Source organism: Pedobacter sp. N36a (assembly GCF_014472395.1).
Taxonomy (GTDB): domain Bacteria; phylum Bacteroidota; class Bacteroidia; order Sphingobacteriales; family Sphingobacteriaceae; genus Pedobacter.
On record NZ_JACSZW010000002.1, the window covers coordinates 619,481 to 633,430 of the forward strand.

Genomic DNA, 13,950 nt, shown 5'->3' on the forward strand with positions numbered 1-13,950 from the left:
AAATCAGGGCTTGTTTGTTTATTCATCATAAATCTATCCTCTAACTTTGCGCTACAGCAGGAATTACTTATTAAAAATCTGAGTTACATTTCCACTTTTATGGAATCAGATGATTTCAGCAGCTCCAGGAACTTTATGGGCTCATGCAACTGGTGGCTAAAGAAAACACCTTTTTTAGGAGCTGATTTCATCATGGTTTCCAGGTGTAGCACCGTGTTAAAGGCAGTCAGGTGTGCTTGTCCCTGTGTATCCTGTAAGGCGACTTTTCTAATCCCTTTTCCGTTGTCAACCAATATATCAAACAAGGTTTGGTCACCTTTACCGTTGGCGCTAAAAATCAGCCTCCTCATTGCTAATGAAAGTACATCAAACAATTTGACACGTTGAAAAGCACCGAGCAGCCAGGTGATCAACTCAGAATTGTACGTCATTTTTACCTGCACTGTAGGTACCCCTTCCCCTTTATGAAGGATATATAAATCGGGTGTATCAAAATTATACGCTTGCCTCTTTCCTATTCCAAATGAATAATCATGCTTTTCAGAATTCAGAAAGTGCTTGAGCCAGACTAGCTTATTTTGCACATATCCTTTAAATGGTGTGGCCACATGCTCCGCCATGAAATGTGCTGAACTTACCCCTGCCAGGTCATTTGCAGAATAATACACATACAGTTTTATAGATTTGATACTTTCTTTATCTGGCACAGCGAGAAAAGCCAGGCTGCTCACCAAACCGCCCATCCAGCCGGAACTGAAAACAATCTGACTATTAATTGCTTTGTTCTTTGTTGATAATAATGCCTTTTCAAGGTCGGGAGTAGGTTTTGTGATGTCGATATAATCAATCCCATTGTCGATGCAGTATTTTAAGATATGGTTGGAGTGGTCGTTGGTACACAATACTACAAAATGGATGTTCTTTTCTTTGATAGAGGAAAAGGTTTGAGGATTGTTGACGTCTATCTGCAGGGCATTTGGCAAGGAAGCGCTGAGGTTACGACTTCCTATGAAGATTTGTACGGTTGGATTTCTTTCTTTGATCAGTTCAACAATCTTGTTTCCAACCAGCCCTTTTCCGCCTACTACGAGGATATTGTTCTTTACGCTTTGCATATTTAAATGATAAATTTATATCGCAAAGTTGTTTCAAAAGACTAGGCTTCCAGCAGACAAATGTCCTAAAATCATCCAGTGGAAATGACGGCTATTTTTTTAGTCCCATTTTACATTTAAATCATGCTTTTGAGCATAAACTTTTCCTTTTTCCAGTAATAAGGCAAATTTCTCTTCAAAGGCAGGCACATATTTCTTTTCTATATTCTGAATAATTTGCTGTTTCTGATCTTCTGGACCTTTAGTATCGCAAAGCTTCGCATAAGCAGTGTATTCATTTTTATAAACTGGGATGACATACTCATATATGCTTAACGATAAATCTCTAATTTCTTTGGTATCGGCATTTTCAGGAAGTTCTTTGATGTCTTTCAACACCTTTTCCATATACAATACGTTGTTATTTACATAAGTTACTGCCTCCTCTCCTTTTTTCTTTGTCGAAGGTCTGTCGGCAAATTCCAATGTTTGCAATTGGATGTGTTTTGCCAATCTATCCGTTCCAAAATCATTGATGGTATTGGTGTTCAGTACGGCTACCCCAAAAAATTTATCAGGTGAAGTATTCAGGTTACAGGAAACAAAAAAGAAAGCAGTGGCTGCAGTCACTATGGCTAATTTAGGAAGTGCTTTTAGGGAAAAAAAATTCATGAAGTTCAATTGGAATAGAAGATTATCTATTGATCTGAATCAAAGACCAGGCCATATCTACTTAAAATACGGGATAAAAAGCTATCCTACTCATTACCTGAAGGCTTAAATTCGAGTTAATTTGTTAGTCCAGGAAATTCAGAAATTCTAGTCAATGAATCTTCATCTTTACTCGTATCTTGTATAGAAAAGACAAGTCCTCTTTCCTTAATGAAAGCAGGCTGTTTTAAAAAACATACATCATGAGTAACTTAAAGCTAATATTGACCTGGTTATTTGGCCTTTTCATGCTGGGTGCCGGCATCAATCACCTCATCAAACCGGCATTCTACAACCCATTTATTCCAGACTGGATGCCTTCCCTTGCTGTGAACTACCTAGTTGGATGCTTTGAGGCGGCTATTGGCCTGGGTTTACTCCTGCCAAAGTTCAGAAGAGCTGCTGCCATTGCGAATTTGCTGCTGATGATATTTTTCCTTCCCTTCCACCTGGTAGATGTTTTTAAAGCAAATCCGTCAATAGGATCTCATGTATTGGCTTACATTCGACTACCGATTCAGTTTGTTCTCCTCTATTGGGCCTGGTTTATCCTTCCGAAAATAAAATAACCTGCTGGTCATTATAAATTTTTAACCTTTGTAACGTTACTATTAAAACTTATCAAATGAACAAGCGTATATACCTTTCCTGCCTGATCCTGTTTTCTGTATGCTTCCATGGTGTGGCTCAGAAAAACCAGTTAAGAAACCAGATTAAACAAGTAATTGCCCATAAAAAAGCGGATGTAGGTGTTTCCGTTTATGGGATTGAAAGCAAAGACACCATTAGTGTGAATGGCGACCGGCATTACCCGATGCAGAGTGTTTTCAAATTTCACATTGCTATGGCGGTTTTGAACCAGGTAGATAAAGGCAAATTTAGCTTATCGCAGACAATCCACATCAAGAAAAGCGACCTTTTACCTGATACCTGGAGCCCGATCCGCGATGCGCATCCTAATGGCGAAGTAGATTTGCCGCTCGCTGAAATCATCAAATACACCGTTGCCCAGAGCGACAATAACGGCTGTGACATCCTGATGAGGCTTCTTGGCGGCCCTAAACCAATCAACGACTATATCCACAGCCTTGGCGTTAAAGATGTAGCCATTAAGGCAAATGAGGAAGAAATGCACAAGGAATGGAACGTCCAGTTCTCCAACTGGAGCACACCAAAGGCCATTACTGAACTCCTGGTTAAATTCTATACGAAAAACCTATTGTCAAAAGAGAGTTTCAACTTCCTATGGACCACCATGGTAGAAACCTCTACCGGGGTCAATAGAATCAAAGGACAACTGCCAAAAGGAACTGTGGTTGGCCATAAAACAGGAACCTCAGGAACCAGTAAAGCAGGCATTACCGCAGCAATTAACGACATGGGAATTGTTCGTCTGCCGAATGGTAAACATTATGCCATTGCTGTTTTTGTTTGCAATACAAAGGAAAATGAGGCAACCAATGACAAAATCATTTCGGAAATTTCGAAACTGGTTTGGGATTACAACACCCACAAATCCAAGTAATTATAGCAGCGATCAAACCCTGGTTAACACCCAAGACTTTAACCAGGGTTTGATCTCATCGGATACGGCAGTATTGTGCCTTACATCACGAATCGACGGGTCAACTTAAAGGACCTCATCATCAATACCACCAAAGCGCTGATGGCAAAAGTGAAACCCGCAATACTGATAATTTTAACCAATGGGTGCAGCGGTGCAGCAATGGCCTCCACCACATCATAACTAACTTCTACAAAGACAAAGTGACAAAGGTAGATTCCAAAGGTCAGGGAAGCCAATTTCGATAATGTTGCAGAAGAAGCAATATTCATTTTTTGAACGATGACAAACACAGGGAAAGTCATCATAAAAACGTTAATACCAGCAAAATACCATACAATTTCCAGGTTGGCATAATTACCAGGAAAGTGCTTTTGAGTCTCAATAAATCCAAATGAAGTAATCAGGTAGCCCACCAAAAACATAGGAATAGTAATGCTCAACATCTTATTCCAGCTCCAATCCAATGGATATTTCACTAAATAATAAGCCAATACCAAATAACCAGTGAATCCGGAGATATAATAAAAGGTACCATAATCATTCCAGTCGCAGACTCCAAAAAGCCCCATATTGCCGTAATTTCCGCTGTACCCTAATAATGGCGCCGCCATTTTGATATAAGGCAGTAGCAAAGCGATCCCCCAAACTCCTAGAAAAACTTCGATATCTTTTTTCGTAGCTTGTTTTAACCAGCCGCTAAATACCGGCATAATCAGGTAAAGCCCCACCAGCATATACATATACCACAATGGAATGGTGGCAAAACTAAAGTTGAAAATGAAGGTATATAACTTACCGAATGTGGCATCAAAAGTATGATTCGCTAGGCTGAGCGCTTTATTTTGAGTACCTGGATTCACAAAATTCAAATAAACGTAGAATAATATAGGCAAGGCAATCGACCAGAAAATAAGGGGAATCAAGATCCTGACAATTCGTTTTTTATAGAAATCAGCCATACTCATATTGATGGGCAGCAATAAAACGCCGGACATCATCACAAATAAGGGGACACAGGCCCGGACAAAACTTCCGGTAAACACGCCAGTGAGAAAGGATTCCCGGTTGGTATCAAACTGTGAAACAAAAGGGTCACAACTGTGGGATAACACCACCAAAAAACAAGCAATAATTCGTAATAGATTCACCCATCCCATCTCTCCCTGCACTTTTTTTTCCATATGATATATTTATTAAATTTATAAAAGAGATCCATCCCAAAAAGACGCTATTCCTCCTCTACGAAATCGTATAAATTGCATAATGGTGTCGGTTAGTTTGAATGTTAACGCAAAGTAGCCAAAAGTTCCAAAAAAAATGAACAATAACGAAAATATTTAGCAGTCAGGTGACCAGAGATTATGGGATGCCTGGATTGGGAAAGGATAAAATTTCCCTGGAAGTGACCGGGAAGTGTTCGGGAAGAGATCGGCCTTATAATAGGGTTCGGAGGGGGTTCGGTTAGGGTTCGCGTAGGGTTGCCTTAGTCTCTGCTATCCAAACCCTAACCGAACCCCCTCCTTCCTCTAAGGAAAAGCAGGTCTCTTCCCGAGTACTTCCTATCTATGCGCTTGGCTAAGGTTTCCTAAAAATCCTTTTCTTCCTTTTTCCCGATTTCTTCTTTTTCCCCCACCAAATCACAAAACCTGTAATCGGTAAGGAGGCACAGATCAGACTAACGATGAAAAAGAGAATCTTTGTCGGCAACTCGCCAATTGCACCGATATGGACGCCGTAATTTATCCTTCGAATCAAGTCGGCAAAGTTTTCATCCAGCAATTTCTTATTAGAGGCCGGCAGGACCTCCAAAGTATGCTGATCCAGGTAAACATCTCTCCAGCTACCATTAAACATGTCTGTGCAGATGTAAATGGCCTCTGAAGCCTTCTTAGGAAAGCTTACAATAATCTCTTTTGGATTGTGCTCTGCGAGCTCATTCATTCCTTTATACCAGGCTTTATCTACTTGCACTAACATTTTTGTCTGAGGATTGCTTAGCGTATCGGATACTGCTTCAATTCTGGGTTGATCCATTCCTCCGGCCATCCAGAACAGCCCTTTATTGAACCATTGGAAACTCATCATCAAACCTGTAATTGCAAAAAGCAGTGCAATGATGATGGAGTAGAAACCCAAAACATTGTGTAAATCATAGTTAAGGCGCTTAAACCTGGCTTTCCATTCGATTTTAAAGCTTTGATCTCTGCCTTTCTTATTCCATCTTTTTGGCCACCATAGGACAAGTCCAGTCAGCAGTAAAATGAAAAAAATAAAGGTTCCCCAGCCCACGATCACGCTACCAATTTCTTTCGGCAGCCAAAGGTAAAAGTGTCCTTCTTCGACGATATGAAAGAAGTCTTCGAGGTCTGCCATGGCCACTACTTTGGCAGTATAAGGATCTACGAATACCGTTGAATCTGAATTTACCCTGACCTGTGCGGTACGGTTTTCACCATAATACCAGATGGAATGTACCGCTTTATTAGGCAACACTTTAAGCACTCCCTCCTGAATTTTAGATGGAGGTAAAAATTCTTTGCCTTTTGACTCTGCATGGAGCCATGGAGAAGAAACGTTTCTGATTTCCTGTTCAAAAACAAGGATGCAGCCAGTGATGCCCAGAATCACCACGACGATCCCGGAAGCGATTCCGAACCAGAGGTGAACCCAGGCATTTATTTTTTTTAAAATCATTTAAAACGTATAGAACGGTCAATTATTTCAGTTTCTCTATGCGAAGAATATAGTCGATACCGCCTATAAATTCCACTCCCTTTGTCAATTGATCACTTGCAGGATTGTATTGCCAGATATAATCTCGATCAACTGCATTTACTGCAATGAAAGCCTTACCATCCTCTACAATCACTGCATTCACCATACGCTCGCCTTTATCTGCTGGAAGATCTAATTTCTTGATCATCGTACCAGATTTTACATCAATCAATCTGTAATAATGCTCCAGATCTATATTATTCCCACTAATTCTTGAGCGGACAATTCCTTTACCATTTCCGATGTACCACATTGCCGCTCCTTTTTCATTATTTGATGCAGCGGAGTAATTAAAGAAATAATCAGGATCGATCACTGTAGATCCACTTTTAATGCGGTACATGATAGATGGAGATTTGTAATCATAACCTGCTACTGGATCACTGATGAAGTATAAATCGTTGTTGTCATCCACAAAAGAAGAAGGCGCATAGATGTTCATACTGCCTAATCCGGTGGTACGGGTTTCTTCCAGAGACTTTTCAACAGCCATGGTGTGGTAATCAATTACGGCGACATAAGATTTTGGATAAACCGGCATATTTGGAAACACACTCCAATCATTGGAAGCAAAACCATAGCCAAGAAACAGCTTACTATCTCTATACTGAGCAAATCCGAAGCTGTATTGCTGGAAACCTGCAGGGATTTTACCAAGCTCAAGCTTCCCGGTTTTGATCGTCATTTTGTCCACTTTAACCACCGCATAACGCGCTTCAGAATTGCCTTTACCAAAAATCACCAGGGTATTTTTGTCTGCCCAGGCATAAGAACTCCAGCTCAGGTAAGCGAAAGGAATCTCTTTGTCGATGAGCAATGATCCGTTTTCAACATGGTATTTGCCGAAACGTCCGCTGGTAGAATTCATATGATAATAGAAACCGTCTCTTTGAATCACATCCTGCGCATAAACTTTACCGGTCATCTCTGCACCATTCCCTTTCAGGCTGATGGTTCCGCTCGTTAATGACGGAATACTAGAAATGTAATAAGCTGTATTTGGCCAGCTCCCTACACAAAGAATCGCCGCATAATTGGTGCCTTCTTCGACCTGTCCTTCTTTTCTTTTTTCACAGCCACTGATGCTGAGCACTAACATGACGAGCATTAAAAGCTCAGCCGTATACTTAAATAATGTGTTCATATATATGATGATAATATGTTGATATTCTTTTTATTATTATATAGTTATTGAATGAAGTATCTGAATTTTACTGAGAATGACCTGCCTGGCTTCTGCAGTTTAAAATTGTCGTAGGTCAGCTGATTCGTTAAGTTTCTACATTCTGCAGAGATGTTGTATTTGCCTTTTTGAAGAGAATAACTTAGTGATGCACTATGAACGAATTGAGTTGGGATGTCCGACTTATCAAGTGGATTTCCTTTACTTTCCCAAGTCAGGTAAAACCAATTCACATATTGTGTGAACCAGTTAAATTGCAGGCGGGTATCCTTTCCTAACAGGTTATCCTGTCCAATGGTAAAGTCGGCATTTCCAAACAACCAAGGTTGATTAGGAATTTTATTCAGGTAAGTACCGGGCACACTATAAGATTCCGTCTGCCCTTCTTTTGTGGTATTTACCGCATTTTGATAGGTCAGATTCAGCGTTAGGGACAGCAATTGAGCATAACTATACCTGGCTTCAGATTCAAAGCCTGTAATACGCACGCTGCTCTGATTTTCATTTTTGATCAATTTGGAACGAACATCAGGAACCGGGAAGATAAAATCTTTGGCATTACGATAGAATCCTGAAGCTTCGAAGAAGAAGCTATTTTTATTGACTTGGAAACTATAATAGGCACCAAGGTTTAGATTGTGACTGCTTTCTGGCTTTAAATTAGGGTTTCCCAGTACATTTAATCCATCACCAAACACTTCTTCTGTTTCCTGCAGCCTGTAAGAATGCTCATAAGAAGCTTTCAGGCCTATCCCCTCTGTCACTTTATATCTTGAAGCGATCCCGTAACCAAAGTTCGAGAAAGTAGTATCCTGCGTCATATATCGTCCAGCTATAGATTTTGATCTTTCCAAACCCAGGTGGTAATATTTACCAAAAATGGTATTGGATAACCTATTGTCTAACAGATTTTGCTGATAGGCAAAGCCAAGAATTTGTTTGTTAATTAGTCCAGGCACACTATCGCGATCTGTTTGCAGCTGATTGAAGCTCTTATTTCTTAAATGATCAATCGTATAGTTCAGGTTTAAAGAATGTTGATTGTTGATCATATAACTCAGATTGGCCATTGCATAGGTGCGAGGTCTGATGATGTTACTCATCGTTTTGACATTATTCCCCATTTCTGTATACCCTTTAGTAAAATAAGTACCATCCCAGTTGTAATTGCGGAAGGCGGTATCAGTAGTCTTATAAGTATCTTTTGATCGGGCAGCGAATACACTTAAGTTTAGTCCTTCTGTAAACAGGTTGTTCTTTTTATAGCGTAAAGTGGCGCTTTTAGCGAAATTGGCACGTCTAACTTTCCCATAAACAGTCTGCTGATCAAAACCAGTCTGTAGATCCTGGCGGCCTTCATTATAGCCTCCGCCAATAAATAAGACATCTGCCCAGCTTTTATTGGTAATCCCTACTTCAACTTGTCCGAGGGCAGACAGGTAATTATCGTGAAAACGTCTCGCATCGCCTTTATAATATTCTGCACCGTTTACATCGTAAATGAAGTTTCCATCCCTTAATCCACCAGTTACAAGATCTACATTTTTCATCTTATAACTGTTTTCCGAAGAATTAAAGAATCCACTTCCTTTAATAATCAGACCCGTTTTTTGGTCTACATATTGCCCTGTTAAGGATGACCTGTTGGTTTGAAAAGAGCCATAGCTATGGCTTAAATCCAGGTAATTACTTACTTTTTGATTGGTCACCACGTTTACCGCTCCGCCCATCGCATCCGCACCCAATTGTACAGGTACCACGCCCTTGTAAACTTCCAATCGCTCGGCCATGTTTACCGGGATGTTGTTTAAAGACATCGCAGTACCCATCACATCCATCGGAATCCCATCAATAAAAAACTTGACTTGCTTTCCAGATAAACCGTTGATAGAGAACTTAAAATCAGAACCTAAGCCTCCTTGTTCGCGAATCCTCACGCCTGTGCTTCTGTTTAAAATCTGATTCAGATCAGCAGTGGTATTGGCATATTTCTTTGTTTCAATAGCGTTTACAGAGAAACCTGACTCTTTCATCTGCTGGGTTTTAGTTTTCCCATTGATGTTTACATCATGAAGCTGCTGCTGGTCCTTTTTTAAAGAGAAGTTTAGGTTTAGGTTTTGACCTGGTTTTAACGTGACTTGTTTACTGTCTTTTTTGTAACCAAGAAAGGAAATGGTGACGTTATAAGATCCAGGTGCCAGGTTTTTCAGTTCATAATAACCCTGAGCATTTGACACTACCCCTTGCTTAGTGCCTTTTAAAAAGATGGAAGCCCCTGTGATCAGTTCGCTACCGTCTTTTACATATCCCGAAATGGTAGAAGTAGTTTGTGAATGTGCAGCAAATGAAAAGGTGCTGAGAAGAATGAGTAGTAGAATTTTTCTGTAGGTCATTATTTTAATATTGTGCATTTATACCTGTTAGTAGCATAAGCCCAATATTCCCGAAGGTGCAACCAGAAAAAAAATGAAGAATTATCTCAGCTGATCAATTCTAAGGATGAAATCTGTATTTCCAGCAAGCTCGAGTCCTTTACTCAAAGCACCTGTTTTGAGGTCGTATTTCCAGATAAAATTCCCTTCTGCAGAGGAACTTATAGAGATATAAGCGATGTTATCCTTTAACAGCACACATTCCCTTCTGGTTCCTTTATCTAATGGAAGCGCTAGTTTATTGATGACTTTATTATTTTTCACATCTACGAGGTAGAATTCAAAATGCGGCGTACTGTAATGATCCCAAAGTCCTTTGAACAAATCTTTTCGTTCTGCCCTAACGATGGCTTTATCGCCTCCAACCGGCCACATTCCATAAGCATGATTGCCAATTGACCTGGAGATATTGAAAAAGTAACGAGGATCTGGGGCAGTTTCATTTTTATTGATGCGCAGGATTCCAGTAGCAAGTTCCGGGCGATTACCCAAGGCAATCCCTGGACAGTCCATGAAGTAGAAATCACCTTGTACATCCTCAAAAGAAGAAGTCTGTACGGTATTTACACCGCCAGGATAAGTAGAACGCGTGTCCTTTGCTGTTTTAACAGCGGTCATTTGCGGGTAATTCAGTTCAGTCACATAGGTAGTATCGCTGGTGGTATAATTGAGTAGTCCAAGTTCCTGATGGTAAGTATAGCCAACCAGGAGCTTTGAATCTTGTTTTTTGACAAAACCTACCGACATATTGTCGAACTTTCCAGAAGGAATAGGGATTTCCATATTTCCTTCACTGATGGACTTCATCGCCGCCACATTTAGCATGGCATATTTAACTTGCGTAAAATCCGGTGTATTTAAACCGGTGAGCAGCAAAGTATCTCTGCCTAGCCAATGAAAGTTCTCCAAAGAAAACTTAGTTAAACGCATGGACTGAACTGCTCTCAGCTGTCTGTCTCTTAATTCATACTGTACCAATGCTGCTTTTTTCCTGTTGAGGTGATAATAGTAGCCGTTTTTCACGATCACACTACGGTCCATTTCCCTGGTATTTAGTTCAGCACCCTCCTTTTCGGGCAGTATGATACCTGAATCCAGCTGATCAGTTTCTACGATATATTCATTTCCATCCTTAGCCAGGATGTAAATACTGTACTTGTGAGCACCTTCATTTTTAGCAGTTAAAGAACTGTCTGTACACCCAAAAAGGCTGGTCAGCAGTAAAAGAAAAGATAGAGAACGCTTAGATATTGAATTCATTGATGATTTGCTTTTGAAGAATTGGAGGCAGATCCATTAGGTTTTTCTCACTAACAATGATCTGATTTTTTCCTTCTTTGCTTTTAAGTATGATATAAGTTTGATCTTTTTTGAAAGTGATCTTGTCAGGACTACCCTCAAATTGGAGTGTAATGTCTTTTTTAGGGGAAATGAGGATACTTCCGGATAGGTCTACCAGCCCGGTTAGGTTATCGATTTTGGCAGAAGTACTGGTTCCCACCGACAAGTCGTATCCTTTTACTTCCAGGTGATGCACCTTAACAGTAGAGGTATTGTTAACTGATACCAGCTCAGGATCGGTTTGCTGTCGGTTTCGCTGCAATTGAACCATACCTAAACCCGAGACACCTACTATAATAGTCGCTGCTACTGCCCCCATCCAAAATGAATATTTGCGGATTGGTTTTTCAGTTAAAGTTTTTGTTTCAGAATGCACTTCTTCCGGAAGAATATCAGTGATTCCTTTCCAGATGTCCGCTTTATGTGCTGCTTTAGACTCGCCCAATGGCAATTGAAGACCTTCATCGGTATGGCTGGAAAATAGCCATTCCTCCACTGCATCACGCTCTTCAGCGCTGCATTGATTGCGATGGTATTTTTCTATGAGGTCTTTGCTAATGTTCATTTTCGTATTGAAGCCTGCTTTTATCGGAATACAAACTTATATAAAATATAAGTAGCATCATGACTCGTTTTCCCTAATGCCTTAAGTAATTTTATTCAGAATAATTGGAAAGACGTTGTCTAAGGGCAGCTAAACTTTTAGTAATATGGTATTCTACAGCCCTTTCGCTGATAAACAAGGCGATAGCAATTTCTTTGTTACTCATTCCTTGCTCCCTACTCATCCGGTACACCTTTTTACACTGGCAAGGGAGGGTGTCGACAAGGAGGTTGACGTTTTCCTTAAGGTTGTTGTAGTTGATGTGCTCTTCCGTGCAATTGGTGGAATGCGTACAGCCCTGGTATTTAATACAAATGTGCTTTTCACGGCTCACTTTGTTTCGGATGTATTCAAAGGTTTTAAATTTTGCAGAGCGGATCAGGTAATTGCTGACGTTTTCGAGTTCGAGCTCCGCTCTTCTCTCCCACAATGATTTAAAGATGTCCTGAACCATTTCTTTTGCTGGCTCAATCTCTCTGATGTTGTTGTAGCATACGGCGTAAACCTTATCCCAATACAAATTGTATATGGTCTCAAAAGTTTGTCGGTTGATACGGGTAAGGGTATCAGCTGCATGTATGTTTGTGATTTCTGCCAAAATTGGTTCTAAAGACTACGCCGCAAATATATGCTATTTAGACTAATTACAAACAAAGGCGGTACGAAATATTTAAATGTGGCTTAATTTAACATTAGCAGCGACCAAAAACGTGAATTACGGCGTAAACAACACAGGCCAACCCTGTTAATGGATTGGCCTGTGTTTTCAAAATATATGAGTTCTAGTTGTAATAGCTGCTATTTAGATTTGCATTTGCTTTTTCTGCAGCTTCAATTGGGGCATAGTCTGAAAGGATAATCGGAGCACCTTTCTTCACACATACATTGTGTTCGAAATGAACTGCTGGTAAACCATCTTCTGTCGAGATTGTCCAGCCATCCTCTTCTGTAAAGATTTGACGACTTCCCATCGTAATCATCGGCTCAATTGCCAATACCATGTTTTCAATTAGCTTTTTACCGCTTCCTTTTCTACCGTAATTTGGCACTTGAGGATCTTCATGCATCGCTCTGCCTACGCCATGACCTACCATCTCGCGTACTACGCCATAACCATGTTTTCCATTGGTATACTGCTCAATAGCATAGCCGATATCGCCAGTGCGGTTGCCCACTACTGCTTGCTTTATCCCTACGTAAAGTGATTCTTTCGTAATCCTCACCAAGTCAAGCACTGCTTGCGAGACTTCGCCCATAATAAAAGTATAGGCGTGATCGCCATGAAAACCATTCTTATCAACCACAGTATCAATAGAAACAACATCACCTTCTTTTATAATATATTCACTCGGAAAACCATGAACAACCTGCTCATTTATAGAAATACAAAGGCTGTAAGGGAAACCGTGATAACCTTTACAGGTTGGATTTGCCCCATTGTCTCTGATAAACTGCTCTGCCATTACATCAAGCGACAACGTAGTGATCCCTGGTTTAAGAATCTTAGCCACCTCTGTAATCGTAGCACTTACCAATAAACAACTTTCACGTTGAATCTCAACTTCCTCATCCGTCTTATACATACTCATTTTGTTATTTAACTCTGATTGACCTGCTGTCTGTTCAGAAGATTTGTTTTTTTATGTTTAGAATTGCAAATATATGGGAAGTATGATATTTCTACGGAAATATTATACATATCAGTGTAATTTCAAGAAAAATGAGATAAAGTACTAAACATCAATTGATTTATTTGAAAAAGTGCCTATAGAGCGTTGCAAAGCGCTTTATCCGAAAGTTGAGGAAATTATGATCAAGGAAAAATAACTGTGAAATTATTCAGCTAAAATACAGCCATTTACAGGAGGAAAGCGTTTTTTTAGTATCGTTAAGGCCGATTTTACATAATAATTAATATCTTTGCAATACCAAAAAACGAAATAATAATTGATTCCGTAGCTCAGCTGGTAGAGCATTACACTTTTAATGTAGTGGTCCTGGGTTCGAATCCCAGCGGGATCACCAGAAATAGTAACAAAACGTATAGAAGCCTGCAATTCAATTGATTGCAGGCTTTTTGTTTTTGCTCAAAACGACAGTTTATTCAATAAATCACGGATCAAGCGGAATTCTTGGGGGGAAGGAAGTTTAAGCATAGATTTTAGAAAGTCTGAACAGAAAGAATTTGACATCTCTTACGCCCCTGGAAGTAGCCCTGAAAGCTTTCACTTTTGCATTGAAAG

12 protein-coding genes and 1 tRNA gene are annotated in these 13,950 nt (G+C 40.0%); 3 read left to right on the forward strand and 10 right to left on the reverse strand.

The window, feature by feature from the left end; translation table 11 throughout:
* Nucleotides 1-83 precede the first annotated feature (83 nt).
* On the reverse strand, nucleotides 84-1,115 hold the full coding sequence (locus H9X96_RS06360) for a saccharopine dehydrogenase NADP-binding domain-containing protein (RefSeq protein WP_187665469.1): 1,032 nt from the start codon (nucleotides 1,113-1,115) through the stop codon (nucleotides 84-86).
* Between the two features lie 99 nt (nucleotides 1,116-1,214).
* Nucleotides 1,215-1,766 (reverse strand): hypothetical protein, encoded by a 552-nt coding sequence (locus H9X96_RS06365; protein WP_187665470.1) that lies wholly within the window; start codon nucleotides 1,764-1,766, stop codon nucleotides 1,215-1,217.
* A 242-nt stretch (nucleotides 1,767-2,008) separates the two neighbouring features.
* On the opposite strand from H9X96_RS06365, the gene H9X96_RS06370 reads away from it, so the two are divergent.
* Both H9X96_RS06370 and bla read left to right on the forward strand, forming a co-directional pair.
* Nucleotides 2,009-2,374 (forward strand): MauE/DoxX family redox-associated membrane protein, encoded by a 366-nt coding sequence (locus H9X96_RS06370; RefSeq protein WP_187665471.1) that lies wholly within the window; start codon nucleotides 2,009-2,011, stop codon nucleotides 2,372-2,374.
* A 56-nt stretch (nucleotides 2,375-2,430) separates the two neighbouring features.
* Nucleotides 2,431-3,330, forward strand: coding sequence for a class A beta-lactamase, subclass A2 (bla, locus tag H9X96_RS06375; protein ID WP_187665472.1), 900 nt, complete (start codon nucleotides 2,431-2,433; stop codon nucleotides 3,328-3,330).
* 80 nt (nucleotides 3,331-3,410) lie between these two features.
* Here bla and H9X96_RS06380 read toward each other — a convergent pair whose 3' ends face one another.
* From H9X96_RS06380 to map, 8 genes are all read right to left on the reverse strand, one after another.
* Complete coding sequence (locus H9X96_RS06380; RefSeq protein WP_187665473.1) at nucleotides 3,411-4,553, reverse strand: acyltransferase; 1,143 nt, start codon at nucleotides 4,551-4,553, stop codon at nucleotides 3,411-3,413.
* Between the two features lie 394 nt (nucleotides 4,554-4,947).
* Nucleotides 4,948-6,066: a PepSY domain-containing protein gene (locus tag H9X96_RS06385; protein WP_187665474.1), complete on the reverse strand. Its 1,119-nt coding sequence runs from the start codon at nucleotides 6,064-6,066 to the stop codon at nucleotides 4,948-4,950.
* A 22-nt stretch (nucleotides 6,067-6,088) separates the two neighbouring features.
* The gene (locus H9X96_RS06390) at nucleotides 6,089-7,291 is read right to left on the reverse strand and encodes a DUF4374 domain-containing protein (protein WP_187665475.1); all 1,203 of its coding nucleotides are present in this window, start codon (nucleotides 7,289-7,291) and stop codon (nucleotides 6,089-6,091) included.
* 44 nt (nucleotides 7,292-7,335) lie between these two features.
* A complete protein-coding gene (locus H9X96_RS06395) occupies nucleotides 7,336-9,723 on the reverse strand; it encodes a TonB-dependent receptor (RefSeq protein ID WP_187665476.1) in 2,388 nt (795 codons plus the stop codon).
* Between the two features lie 81 nt (nucleotides 9,724-9,804).
* Nucleotides 9,805-11,022, reverse strand: a complete 1,218-nt coding sequence (locus tag H9X96_RS06400; protein ID WP_187665477.1) for a hypothetical protein — start codon at nucleotides 11,020-11,022, stop codon at nucleotides 9,805-9,807.
* Nucleotides 11,006-11,668, reverse strand: a complete 663-nt coding sequence (locus tag H9X96_RS06405) for a hypothetical protein (protein WP_187665478.1) — start codon at nucleotides 11,666-11,668, stop codon at nucleotides 11,006-11,008. Before H9X96_RS06405 ends, H9X96_RS06400 begins: the two co-directional genes overlap by 17 nt.
* Nucleotides 11,669-11,759: 91 nt before the next feature.
* On the reverse strand, nucleotides 11,760-12,305 hold the full coding sequence (locus tag H9X96_RS06410; RefSeq protein ID WP_222943841.1) for a sigma-70 family RNA polymerase sigma factor: 546 nt from the start codon (nucleotides 12,303-12,305) through the stop codon (nucleotides 11,760-11,762).
* Nucleotides 12,306-12,489: 184 nt separating this feature from the next.
* Nucleotides 12,490-13,296, reverse strand: a complete 807-nt coding sequence (gene map, locus H9X96_RS06415) for a type I methionyl aminopeptidase (RefSeq protein ID WP_187665479.1) — start codon at nucleotides 13,294-13,296, stop codon at nucleotides 12,490-12,492.
* 360 nt (nucleotides 13,297-13,656) lie between these two features.
* Here map and H9X96_RS06420 point away from each other — a divergent pair.
* Nucleotides 13,657-13,732: transfer RNA gene (locus tag H9X96_RS06420), tRNA-Lys, on the forward strand.
* Nucleotides 13,733-13,950 lie beyond the last annotated feature (218 nt).

Excerpts from the sequence above, each read along its gene's own strand:
- H9X96_RS06390 (WP_187665475.1), bottom strand. The coding sequence starts at position 7,291 with ATGAACACATTATTTAAGTATACGGCTGAGCTTTTAATGCTCGTCATG.
- H9X96_RS06380 (WP_187665473.1), bottom strand. The coding sequence starts at position 4,553 with ATGGAAAAAAAAGTGCAGGGAGAGATGGGATGGGTGAATCTATTACGA.
- H9X96_RS06365 (WP_187665470.1), bottom strand. The coding sequence starts at position 1,766 with ATGAATTTTTTTTCCCTAAAAGCACTTCCTAAATTAGCCATAGTGACT.
- H9X96_RS06405 (WP_187665478.1), bottom strand. The coding sequence starts at position 11,668 with ATGAACATTAGCAAAGACCTCATAGAAAAATACCATCGCAATCAATGC.
- H9X96_RS06385 (WP_187665474.1), bottom strand. The coding sequence starts at position 6,066 with ATGATTTTAAAAAAAATAAATGCCTGGGTTCACCTCTGGTTCGGAATC.
- H9X96_RS06395 (WP_187665476.1), bottom strand. The coding sequence starts at position 9,723 with ATGACCTACAGAAAAATTCTACTACTCATTCTTCTCAGCACCTTTTCA.
- H9X96_RS06360 (WP_187665469.1), bottom strand. The coding sequence starts at position 1,115 with ATGCAAAGCGTAAAGAACAATATCCTCGTAGTAGGCGGAAAAGGGCTG.
- map (WP_187665479.1), bottom strand. The coding sequence starts at position 13,296 with ATGAGTATGTATAAGACGGATGAGGAAGTTGAGATTCAACGTGAAAGT.
- bla (WP_187665472.1), top strand. The coding sequence starts at position 2,431 with ATGAACAAGCGTATATACCTTTCCTGCCTGATCCTGTTTTCTGTATGC.
- H9X96_RS06400 (WP_187665477.1), bottom strand. The coding sequence starts at position 11,022 with ATGAATTCAATATCTAAGCGTTCTCTATCTTTTCTTTTACTGCTGACC.
- H9X96_RS06370 (WP_187665471.1), top strand. The coding sequence starts at position 2,009 with ATGAGTAACTTAAAGCTAATATTGACCTGGTTATTTGGCCTTTTCATG.